This is a genomic window from Desulforhopalus sp., assembly GCA_030247675.1.
In the GTDB taxonomy this organism is placed as follows: Bacteria; Desulfobacterota; Desulfobulbia; order Desulfobulbales; family Desulfocapsaceae; genus Desulforhopalus_A.
In genome coordinates this window covers 19,258-30,097 of record JAOTRX010000004.1, presented here as the reverse complement: position 1 = coordinate 30,097, position 10,840 = coordinate 19,258, and the positions used below count along the sequence as shown (strand labels likewise).

Genomic DNA, 10,840 nt, shown 5'->3' with positions numbered 1-10,840 from the left:
CCCATAAAGGGGAATACGTGCCTTTCGCAGACTATTATTCTTGTTTTAACCCCGCAAGGCACTACACCCGAGAATAGTTGATACTGTCCTTTTCAAACTCCTCAATCACCGCATCGCTCAGCGATGGCAGGACTTTTGGCAAAATGCCGGCGAAGGTTTCGGCAGTTACCAGGTAGTTCTTTTTGCCGGTCAATTCCTCCAGAAAGGCAAAATGCGCCACCTGCTGGAACAGATACTGAATGTCGGCAGGGGTAAAGCCGGAGGTCATTTTGACAATTTTCGCAATATCGATATCACCGGTATTGAGCTTGGTGAGATAGTATTGAAGAATGGTGGTCCGTCCCTCCGTGTCCAATCCCCCGACCGGAATAATGCAGTCAAACCGCCCAGGACGAAGCATTGCAGCATCCAGTTGCCGGATAAAATTGGTGGCACATACCAGAAGAATTTTATTTTGCTTGCTCTTCAGCAGCGGTATCTGCTTTAGAAACTCGTTGGTGATGGACTTATCGATCCGATCGGCCATATCCCGACTGCCGGCGATCTCTTCAAACTCGTCGATAAACAGCACAACCTCATCAAGGCTGCTTGCCTTCTCCATAATCTCCCGCAGATTGGCGCCGATACTTTCGACGCCATCGACCATCAGCATGCTCGGGACAATCTCGATGTACCACCATGACAAGACACCGGCGATGGCCTTGGCAAAATGGGTTTTCCCGGTGCCGGGTGGGCCGAAGAAAAGGATAGCCTTGGCCGGGACGACCCCATGCTTTCGCGAAAGATCCTCCTCAATCAGCGGCAGAATGATCCGCCGTTGCACCAATTGTTTAGGGGGCTGCGAGTCGGAGATGGTATCCCACATATCCCGGTTGATAACCTGGGCACCCATCTCCCGGAGCAGACTGCCCCTTTCGTGGCTGTCATTTTGACCGGTAACCGGATCCTTGTTTTCGAGAAAGTCGATGCAGGCGGTCCGCAAGCCGACATCCCGGTGCAGTTTTTCCGAAAGCAGCCACTTATGTTTCAATATCTTGGTCCATAAACCAACGGCGATATCCGGTTCAATCTCCACACCGCTGAGATCAAGGATACTGTTGGTACACTCTTCCGGTACCAGGTCTAATGATGCTGCATCGTCCATATACGTGTTCCTTTTTGTAATTCCTTTTTCCCATCAAGATCGAATCAGCCAGCCAATCATCTGCAACCGAACAAGACCGAACGCTCCATGCCTATGTCTTGGTGTGTTTAACAACAACCACCACCGAATCTTCACCTCATTCACAGCCCAGGGTGCTTTGCAACGACCTTTTCTCACGACAGGTAGTTTCCTGGCCTTCTGATAAAAAAGGGGTGAACGGAGCCAAGACACGGTGTTTTGGCCATTAGAACTCGAAGCGGAGTCCAGCACCGATACGGCCATAATCGGCCAGTTCGTCGAATTGATCGAAAGCTGCTCTTCCTTCAACAAAGGCAGCGATGTTAAAAGCATCAGGCTCGCCATAAAAGCGGTAGGCGACGTTTACAATAAAGTCCGCGCGTTCATCCATGCTGGAGCGCCAGAAACCGACACCGGCACCGTAGGACATGCGCTGATGGTGCAAATGAGCGGTAAGATCGACCATCAAAGAATCGGTGTCGTCAATGCCATCAAGGACCGGAGCACCACCGACCATCCCGAGAAGGGAAAAATTGTCAGTGAAATAATAGTCATAACCAAGACGCATAAGGAGATAGTGCGCCGGATCGGCCTGATACATATAGCCTATATCAGCGACAAAATTCCCAAAGAGGGCGGTCGCGGTGACCATTGCCGGTGCAACTGTTACCACTGTTTCGGCGCATCCTGGAGAAACCGATTCCCGGCCCTTATCGTCGATTACACTCACCCGAACTGCATAATTTCCGGGATCGGCAATAGTAATCTGTTGCACGTATGGTGGCTGAGCAATCTTCTTATCCATAACAACCTGGTTTTTTCCATCGACTACCTGCATCGACACCAATGCTATGGCTCCATCCTGGTCACTCGACTTTGAGGCATCGATAGTCACATAGCCACCGGGTTGAACATTAACCGGAGTAACGGTGACCATACAAAAAGGGGGTACGTTTTCCACGGGGGCAACGGCAACAGGCACCGGGCCGGTAAAAGCCAGCGACACATTACCACACCTAGTCGGCACGACGAAGACATAGCGGGTTCCTGCCTGATCGACCTGAACCAGAAAGGCGCTAAAAGGTACTTTACCGGCCCAAACCACGTCCTTGACAACCTTGACCGTTTCTCCCTTGCGAAAGATCATCCACTGCAATTTTTCACCAGGATTAACTTCAACTGCCGTAACATTTGACGTCCCAGCTTGGGCAACGAAATCATCAAACAAATGTGCGGCACCGGCCTTGGTAAATCCGATTTTGAGGTTCGGCAAGGTTTCTTTGATCATCTGTCGGAAGGCATTGCTCGACTTCAACTCAGGTCCATAGAAGGAATGCAGCCCTAATTCCTTTAATTGGGTTTCCGCCCGAGCTATGCCGGAAGTACCGACTAGCAATAGAACGACTAAAAACATGACTTTTTGTATTGATCTTTTTATCATTTCTTCTCTCCTGAGAAATTGTAGAATACTCTTAAAAAACCGACTGACGGTTGATTGCCTCCGATGCTTTGACAAAAGGCAATGATTCCCGGCCTCCATATCAAGAAGCGCCCCGCAACCGGTTCCTCGTCGTCGCCCCATAAACCGGGACAAGGCACTCTTAACCCTGAACAATCAAGCTGGTTTCCACCGCTTTGACATCCTCGACACCGCGGGCTATTTCCAATGCTCTGTCGATACCCATCTGCGAGTTCACAACGCCGCTCAGCGTCACCACGCCGCGCACGGTGCTCACCTCAATCTGCATTCCCCGCAGCAAAGAGTCGTTGAAAATTTCTGCCTTTATCTTGGCGGTAATTGCCATGTCATCCATTTTCCCAGTGACGATTTCGACTTTGCTACCTATCGTATCGCCGGTTTGTTCAATCTTCGTACCCATCTTTTCGATTGCCTGATCGACCTTTTTCCCAGCTTTTTCGCCAGCTCCTTCCTGTTGACAACCTGTTAATATTAAAACAAAACCCAAAGAAATTACGGCTAACAAACGTTTATGTGACAGCTTCATGCGAAGTCTCCTTTTTTATAGTTAAACCGTTGTAAAAAACAACATGGCCGAAAGTATGCCTAAAACGGCATAAGGAGCCGCAAGGAAATGGTTGCAAATGGTCTTGTTATTTTCCGGCGGCTCCTAAATTTTTCCAATCAAGAACAGAATAACAACGACTACCAACACGGTCCCGAGGACGCCGCTGGGTGCATAGCCCCATGAGCGGCTATGGGGCCAGGACGGGATAACCCCCACGAGCATGAGGATCAGGACAATGAGTATAATTGAAGTAAGTGACATAGCTTTCTCCCTTATTGCGATGGCGAGGCAGGTCCGGACGTGCCGAGGCACCCAGACACCCGCCCCGGATTATTTTAAAACCAGACTGTTTTTAACGGAAACGACTCCCTTCGCCGCTGCGGCTATTTGCCCAGCCTTGGTAACGGCCGCTGGGGAATTGACGAAGCCGCTCAGCTGCACCACCCCTTTGTAGGTCTCGACGCTGATCTGGCCTACCTTCAGATCCGGATGGTCATAAATCGCTGTTTTAACGTTTGCGGTGATGGCGCTATCATCAATAAATTCCCCCGTACTTTCCCGAGTAGCGGTTGAAGCGCAGCTGCTGATCATCGCTGCAAACAACAGACTCATACAAAAACTTACTGCCCAACTTGTCCTGGTTCTCATTAGTAATACCTCTGTTTGGTAGATTGTTGTTATCCACCGGCACGCAGACAGGAAAACTCCGTATCTTGTGTCCGTTGATAAATCTTACTTATGCGTTGATGCTTTTCCCCACGATGCGATCGCTCTGCCTTTTACAGATGCTCTGTTTGCCTTTTCTGACTTGATCAGTCGGCATAAGCATCGCCTTCCATGACGCGGTGAGCAATGCTCTCTCTTTAAGTTAAAGCAAGGTTTGTGCCTATCCACCACAAGGCAACGGATGTTCTCTTTTAGACTAATATTTTAAATAGATACCTGATTTCAGTAGAACAGAAAGGCTGACCGCCCAGACGAGCAATGTGTTGCATGCAACAGAAACGCTACATTCAACCTTGAGACATGTCACACCTGGTCCCCCTTGGGGCAATGGTGCGGTTTTGATTACAGAAAAAAGTGGAGGCCGATACCAAAAAACTCCTCCTCCTCGTGCAGATAAAACTGACCATTTGGCGATCGCCCCTTGTAGTATTCGACCAAAAGCTTCAGCTTGCGGCTGAGAAACTCCGGATTCTCAAATTGCACACCGGCTCTAAGCGACACGTCCATGTCCCAATCGCTTTCTTCCCGGCTTTGGATATCGACCGCGGCAACCGGCCTCAAAGCTCCATCCCACCACGCATCGGGGCTATTGAATTCCAACCCGCCTTGGGCAATCCACGGCTGCATATCAGATGGTTCCCGATCAAACAGATACCCACCGCCACCGTAAAGACGAAAGCCAAGGGGGAGATGATAGGAGAGGAGGACATCGACCCCCTCATAACTCAAATTGATGCGCTCTTGAGTTAGGTCACCAAGCAAGTACTCATCGCCGAGATGCGAGCTTTGGTGAAAGATTTTGGCCATTGCCGAAAAATTGTTTTTCTTCAATGATACTGGCAGAGCGACAAAATAATCGGCATTAACGAGATCATGGGAATCGGAGGCCAAATCAAAAATCGAAAACACCCCAGCATGAAGCCCCACTTCCATAAGAGAACCCCAAGGCCCTCCAATGCGATAGATACTGAAGGTTTCACCAAAGGTTGCCGAACCAACTTTCTCCAACCGGTCATTATTGAGGTGATGCTGATAGGAGGCTGAAAAGTGTGGCCAGCGGGGGTCGGCCAGCAATGAAGCAAAGAGCAGATCGCGCGGCAGGAAGACGTTGACTTCAGGAGTAATTTCCGTCGGTTTCGGATGGATTTCTACCACATCCCCTTCCCTAGTGACCACAACCTCTCTCACCCCTTCTATGGCAGCAAGAGAGGTCTTTATCCTATCGTCAACAACATCCGAAGCCTCCAATCTTTTGATAGAGATGACCCCCTGCTGCACCTTTAACGATTCGGCGGTAATTTGATAGTCGCGTTGCAGTATTGCCGCTGCATACCCTCGGATGTATTCATCATTCAGCGGATTGGCAGCCGCAGAGGAATGGGAAAAAGTCAGGGTACAGAACGACAATACCACAGCCAAAAGAACCACCCGTGGTATTGCCTTTGGAAAAGAATTTTGTGCCGTAAATTCATTACGTTTACTGGGATTTGAATACTCTGTGACCATAGTTCTGCCCTCGCAATACTTACTGGTGGATGGTGACTCTTTGAACTCTCATTCGCTGATAAAACGTGAGGATACATAGCTTACCCGATCACCACCGGTACGGAGCCCAGCCGGTTCAATCGGAAACAGCAGCTTCGGGCACAGGGCGGCTGTAAATGAACACTCGCCCGAAGCCCTCGGAACGATACCTAGCCTTTTTTGCTGGAGGAAAAGATATTGGCGATGGCTTTGGCCGTCTCCCCGATAACCAAAGCATAGGAGGCAATCTGGTCGGCGGTTTCCATGGCCTTGCTTGTTTCGCTAAAGCCCGCCCGGAGATCTTGAGTTATCGCTGCCGCATTTTCCGAAGCTATGGCAATATTGGGAATTGCTTGGCCCAGGGCCTGCTGGTTTTCCCGCAGAATTGCCCCGATATTTTTGACCGCGACATTGACGTTTCTCATCGTTATAATCGCATAGCCGCCCGCCACACAGAGCAGCAAAAACATGATGAGCATCCCCAATTGATTGTAGGTGATGTATCCTTCCATAAGATTCCTCTACTCTTTGATTTCGGCTATTTTCTTTGGACCGGCTTTTTCGGCTTTGTCGGGAATATCCTGAATGTTTTCCTTGATGGACTGAACACCCTTGGCACCAGCTGTGCAGACACTCGTACCAAGCTCCTCAATGGCATTTGCCATGCGATGCCCGTTCGTTGAAGCACTGTCTTTAACTTTTTGCCAGACCTCGCTGCTGCGCCGGCTCACATCCTCCCGCGTCTCTTTTCCCGATTTAGGAGCGAGAAGGAGCCCAGCCACCGCCCCAACGGTACAACCGATAGAAACACCGAGCGCCAGCATTCCGGCCTTGTTCCGTCGCAAAATTTTCTCGCGGTCACTTCGCGCATGGCGCACTCGATCAAATAACTCTTTTACCATCATGATTGTTCCCCCAATTTTTAATGTGTTATTCAAAACGTACTCCTATCGGTTGCTTGTCCAGTGATCTGTTCCTGCCACTGGTATTGGTAGAGCAAGTACCGTGCCCATGCGCCCAACGCCCCCTCTTCTCGACATCTATTTTAATTATTTCATTATGATAGATACTATCTTAAAGCATTGTCCCCTTGCTCTCCCGATGAAAAGAACGTTGCTCGCAACAGAAACGTTACATTAATCCCTGTTGCATGTTACACTTCAATAAAATGTTGGGAGAATGTCTTGCTGTGCCCTGCGCTGCAAAGAGCACTTCCCTTCGATAAATGCCAACACCAGAACCCACTGGAAACGAGGCACCCATGATCAAAAAGATATCGACCGAGAAACATCTGGTGAAAAAACGCGCTCAGCACACATTCACCGGTGACGAAAGGCTGAATCACGATCTCCACATCCAACAGATCGAATTGGAGACACAGAATGATGCGCTCCGCGCGACCAACGAACAGCTCAAAAAATCCTTAGCTAAGTATTCAGATCTCTACGATTTTGCACCGGTCGGCTATATCACTTCAAACAGAGACGGACTCATTCTGGAGACAAATATCACTTTTACCACTCAGCTTGACACTGAAAGAGCCCAGCTGATCAACACTCAGCTCCGTGTCTATACCTCGCCGGAGGATTGCGACAGGCTGCAAGCACACCTCGAACAGGTTTTCACCGCCAATGCCCGGCAAAGCTGTGAACTTCTCCTCGAAACGAGACACGGGCGAAAATTCTATGCGCAATTAGACAGCATCCCGGCGACAAGTAATGATGGTGCCGAATTGTGCAGAACCTCGGTTACCGATATATCGGTGAGAAGGGATATCGAGTCCGAGCTGGTCAAGATCCATGAAGAACTGGAAAGAAGGGTAGAAGAGCGCACAGCTGAGCTCTTTGTGAACGAAAGAAAATTCAGAGTACTCTCCCAAGAATTTCAGGCGCTATTGAACGCCATCACCGATACCTTGATCCTCTTCTCGCCGGAAATGAAGGTGTTGTGGACAAACAGCGAAAATGCCGGTCAGTTGCATGAAACGGAACCGGACGAGGCAGCGCAGTACTGTTATCAGCTGATCCATGATCGTCCAAGCCATGCTCTCGACAGCCCGATTAAAAGGTGTTTTAAAACCGGGGAAAAGGAAGTGGCAATCGCAACGTATCATGGGGCGGTGCTCGACCTGCGGGCCTTCCCCATCAAAGAAACGAATCGCGTCAATAGTGTCCTCCTGCTGGTCAGTGATATTACCGAGAAAATGGCGATGCAGGCGGAGGCAATGCAGGCCGGACATATGGCATCCCTGGGAGAGCTGGCCTCCGGAGTCGCCCATGAGATCAACAATCCCATCACCGGCATAATCAACTATGGCCAGATACTTATCAATGAGTGCGCCCAGGGGAGCATCGAGAGAGACATTGGCGAACGCATCGTCAAAGAGGGCGACCGCATTGGTCGGATCGTCAGGACCCTACTCTCTTATGCCCGTGACGGTCGAGAAGAGAAAATTCCGATCTCTGTCGCTGCCATCCTTGAAGAGTCGATCATTCTCACCCAGGCGCAAATCCGTAAGGAAGGCATCAATCTGCAGATACACCTTCCCGACGACCTTCCAGTTATCCATGCCAATCTCCAGCAAATCCAACAGAGTTTTATCAATATAATCAACAATGCCCGCTACGCTCTCAACGAAAAATACCCAGGAAGACATGAAAATAAATGCCTGTCAATCACCGGCGAAAAAATGACTGTCGGCAGCACCTGCCCCTCCGTGCGCATCGTCTTTCATGATCACGGAGGGGGAATTGCCGCCCAGGAGATGCCGATGGTCACTAAGCAATTTTTTTCTACCAAGCCGTTCGGCAAAGGGACCGGCCTCGGTTTGCACATCACCGACAAGATAATCAAAGATCACGGTGGACAACTCAGTTTCGAGAGCAACACTGGTCAGTTTACCAAAGTTATTATTGTATTTCCGGCATGTTGCCGTGAGAATGGAGGCGAACAATGAGCGCGAGAATTTTGGTCATCGACGATGAAGGATCAATCAGGTTTACCTTTGAACGATTTCTCCGGGCTGCAGGTCATGTCGTGACGACCGCCGGGAGCTGCAAGGAGGCCTACGACCGGATAAACGACAGCACGTTTGATGTGATCTTTGCCGACATCATTCTCGAAGACGGCACGGGTATCGAGATCCTTCGCGAGATCAAGTCTAAAGGGCTGAGTTGTCCGGTAATCATGGTCACCGGCGACCCGGGGGTTGAAACCGCCACCGATGCCATGCGCCTTGGGGCCTTCGATTATATTCCTAAGCCGATAAATCAGGAGACCTTACTACATGTCGCCCGAACTGCCTTGAAGTACAAGATAATCGTTGCAGAAAAGGAACGGTATCGCAGCAATCTTGAGGCAATCTTCCGAAGTGTCAAGGATGCCATTGTTACCGTGGATGGCGACTTACGGGTCATCGAACTGAACGACGCCGCCATGACCATGTGCGGGCTTACCCAAGACAATCTTGGCGAGCCCTTCGGTGCCCTCACCAAAATATGCAGTGGAAAATGCGTGGAAATTCTGACCGATGCCATGGCCAGCGGCAAGCCGGTGGAGGTAGACCGGATCGAGTGTCGCTCGGCAAACAATATCCGCCGACTGGTCAGTGTCAGAACCTACCCCCTGCTCACCCCCCAAGGTTCGCCTTCCGGTGTCGTTATGGTGTTGAGAGACGATACCCACGTCGCCGATCTGGAAATGGCACTGCACGAACACCGGCAGTTTCATCGTATCGTTGGCAGAAGCGAGCCGATGCAGAAGGTATACGCCCTGATAAAGGCCCTTGCGGCGGTGCAAACGACTGTCCTCATCACCGGCGAGAGCGGTACCGGCAAAGAATTAGTCGCCGAGGCTCTCCATCTTTCCGGTGACCGCAGCCATAAGCCGATGGTCAAGGTCAACTGCTCCGCCCTGCCGGAAAGCCTTCTGGAAAGCGAACTTTTCGGTCATGTCAAAGGAGCCTTTACCGGGGCAATCAGGGACAATATCGGCCGGTTCCACCGCGCCGACGGCGGCACGATCTTTTTTGATGAGATTGGCGATATCTCACCGAAGGTCCAGCTAAAACTCCTGCGCGTTTTGGAAGAGCGGGAATTTGAGCGGGTCGGCAGCTCGGCGACAACCAAGGTCGATGTCCGACTGATCGCAGCAACCAATAAAAACCTGCTGCAAAAAGTGAAACAGGGCGAACTCCGTGAAGACCTCTATTACCGGCTTAAGGTCATCGAGATCAGGTTACCGTCACTTCGCGACCGACGAGACGATCTGCCATTGCTCGTTGAACATTTTCGCAACGGCTTCAACCGCAAATTCAAGAAAAACATCGAGGCAATTTCGGCCGATGTCCTGAGGGCATTTATTAAATATCCCTGGCCGGGCAATGTCCGGGAGCTTGAACATACCATGGAGCACGCCTTCGTCCTATGCACCCGCAATATCATTACCTTTGACAATCTGCCACCTGACTTCATATCTCAGTCGCCACCGCCACGCCACTCCGGCGATCTAAACCACGATGCCGACGCTCAAGGAATTCAACAAGCCTTGGAGAAAACCGCATGGAACAAAGCCAAAGCAGCCCGATTACTTGGGATAGACCGCGTTACCCTGTACCGTAAACTAAAGCGATACGGTATCACCGAAGAACCTGCTGGAAAGCAATGACGACATGCAACACAGAAAAAATCAACACTTCTGTTGCATGTCACACTTTATTATGGCAAGCGACCACCGCGGGCGCAGGCCTTGTCAGTGCCAACCACCCCTATATTCAGAGGAAATTATCGAATTCACGCCCATAAGCTATAGGCACGAACCTTGCTTGAAAAAAGGTATGCCGCCGTTAGTCGGCGTTGGCCACTTGCACATTCAAGTACGTTTTTTAAAGACCCTTAAAAGGCAACCTCTCAAGGATAAAGATGAAGGCTAAAATACTCGTCCTTGACGATGAGGAATCGATTCGATTCAGTTTTCACCGCTTTCTCACTGCCAAAGGACACCAGGTCACCACAGTTGCAGGATATGCAGAGGCTCTGGCGAGGATGGATGAGGTACAATTTGATTTGATAGTTGCCGACATCATTCTTGGAGATGGCTACGGCATTGATATTCTCCAGGAAGTCCAAAGGAGAATCCTCAAGACCCAGGTTATCATTATGACCGCTTACCCGACCGTGGAAACAGTGGAAAGCAGCTTCCGTCTCAATGCCTTCGATTACCTCATTAAACCCTTGCGCCAGGAAGGACTCCTTGATGCTGTAAATAGGGTTTTGGAGCATCTGAAAAGCGGCGAAGACATGGTATCCGGTCGGCTCAGAGAGAAATTGCCAGGCTCCTAAGTATACGGCGACCTATCAGATTGCGCCCTGCCTCAAGGGTTTTCAGTAAAAAATTGCTGCCA

11 protein-coding genes are annotated in these 10,840 nt (G+C 50.2%); 3 read left to right on the top strand and 8 right to left on the bottom strand.

What is annotated here, in order from left to right; translation table 11 throughout:
- Nucleotides 1-61: 61 nt before the first annotated feature.
- The 8 genes from OEL83_09745 to OEL83_09710 form a co-directional block, all read right to left on the bottom strand.
- Nucleotides 62-1,144: an AAA family ATPase gene (locus tag OEL83_09745; GenBank protein ID MDK9707322.1), complete on the bottom strand. Its 1,083-nt coding sequence runs from the start codon at nucleotides 1,142-1,144 to the stop codon at nucleotides 62-64.
- A gap of 244 nt (nucleotides 1,145-1,388) precedes the next feature.
- Complete coding sequence (locus OEL83_09740; protein ID MDK9707321.1) at nucleotides 1,389-2,603, bottom strand: hypothetical protein; 1,215 nt, start codon at nucleotides 2,601-2,603, stop codon at nucleotides 1,389-1,391.
- A 160-nt stretch (nucleotides 2,604-2,763) separates the two neighbouring features.
- Nucleotides 2,764-3,168 (bottom strand): BON domain-containing protein, encoded by a 405-nt coding sequence (locus OEL83_09735; protein MDK9707320.1) that lies wholly within the window; start codon nucleotides 3,166-3,168, stop codon nucleotides 2,764-2,766.
- Nucleotides 3,169-3,291: 123 nt separating this feature from the next.
- On the bottom strand, nucleotides 3,292-3,450 hold the full coding sequence (locus OEL83_09730) for a DUF3309 domain-containing protein (GenBank protein ID MDK9707319.1): 159 nt from the start codon (nucleotides 3,448-3,450) through the stop codon (nucleotides 3,292-3,294).
- Between the two features lie 69 nt (nucleotides 3,451-3,519).
- Nucleotides 3,520-3,801 carry a BON domain-containing protein gene (locus OEL83_09725; GenBank protein MDK9707318.1) on the bottom strand — a complete coding sequence of 94 codons (282 nt, stop codon included), beginning with the start codon at nucleotides 3,799-3,801 and terminating at the stop codon, nucleotides 3,520-3,522.
- A 456-nt stretch (nucleotides 3,802-4,257) separates the two neighbouring features.
- Complete coding sequence (locus OEL83_09720) at nucleotides 4,258-5,328, bottom strand: DUF1207 domain-containing protein (protein MDK9707317.1); 1,071 nt, start codon at nucleotides 5,326-5,328, stop codon at nucleotides 4,258-4,260.
- Between the two features lie 281 nt (nucleotides 5,329-5,609).
- Nucleotides 5,610-5,951, bottom strand: a complete 342-nt coding sequence (locus tag OEL83_09715; protein MDK9707316.1) for a hypothetical protein — start codon at nucleotides 5,949-5,951, stop codon at nucleotides 5,610-5,612.
- A 9-nt stretch (nucleotides 5,952-5,960) separates the two neighbouring features.
- Nucleotides 5,961-6,377 (bottom strand): YtxH domain-containing protein, encoded by a 417-nt coding sequence (locus tag OEL83_09710; GenBank protein MDK9707315.1) that lies wholly within the window; start codon nucleotides 6,375-6,377, stop codon nucleotides 5,961-5,963.
- Between the two features lie 323 nt (nucleotides 6,378-6,700).
- On the opposite strand from OEL83_09710, the gene OEL83_09705 reads away from it, so the two are divergent.
- From OEL83_09705 to OEL83_09695, 3 genes are all read left to right on the top strand, one after another.
- Complete coding sequence (locus OEL83_09705) at nucleotides 6,701-8,395, top strand: ATP-binding protein (GenBank protein MDK9707314.1); 1,695 nt, start codon at nucleotides 6,701-6,703, stop codon at nucleotides 8,393-8,395.
- Complete coding sequence (locus OEL83_09700; GenBank protein MDK9707313.1) at nucleotides 8,392-10,104, top strand: sigma 54-interacting transcriptional regulator; 1,713 nt, start codon at nucleotides 8,392-8,394, stop codon at nucleotides 10,102-10,104. The genes OEL83_09705 and OEL83_09700 overlap by 4 nt, the downstream gene beginning before the upstream one ends.
- 254 nt (nucleotides 10,105-10,358) lie before the next feature.
- Nucleotides 10,359-10,778 (top strand): response regulator, encoded by a 420-nt coding sequence (locus tag OEL83_09695; protein ID MDK9707312.1) that lies wholly within the window; start codon nucleotides 10,359-10,361, stop codon nucleotides 10,776-10,778.
- Nucleotides 10,779-10,840: the final 62 nt, after the last annotated feature.

Bases quoted from the DNA above. Each gene is read 5' to 3' on its own strand.
- OEL83_09700 (MDK9707313.1), top strand. From the start codon at position 8,392: ATGAGCGCGAGAATTTTGGTCATCGACGATGAAGGATCAATCAGGTTT.
- OEL83_09705 (MDK9707314.1), top strand. From the start codon at position 6,701: ATGATCAAAAAGATATCGACCGAGAAACATCTGGTGAAAAAACGCGCT.
- OEL83_09745 (MDK9707322.1), bottom strand. From the start codon at position 1,144: ATGGACGATGCAGCATCATTAGACCTGGTACCGGAAGAGTGTACCAAC.
- OEL83_09725 (MDK9707318.1), bottom strand. From the start codon at position 3,801: ATGAGTCTGTTGTTTGCAGCGATGATCAGCAGCTGCGCTTCAACCGCT.
- OEL83_09740 (MDK9707321.1), bottom strand. From the start codon at position 2,603: ATGATAAAAAGATCAATACAAAAAGTCATGTTTTTAGTCGTTCTATTG.
- OEL83_09715 (MDK9707316.1), bottom strand. From the start codon at position 5,951: ATGGAAGGATACATCACCTACAATCAATTGGGGATGCTCATCATGTTT.
- OEL83_09735 (MDK9707320.1), bottom strand. From the start codon at position 3,168: ATGAAGCTGTCACATAAACGTTTGTTAGCCGTAATTTCTTTGGGTTTT.
- OEL83_09730 (MDK9707319.1), bottom strand. From the start codon at position 3,450: ATGTCACTTACTTCAATTATACTCATTGTCCTGATCCTCATGCTCGTG.
- OEL83_09695 (MDK9707312.1), top strand. From the start codon at position 10,359: ATGAAGGCTAAAATACTCGTCCTTGACGATGAGGAATCGATTCGATTC.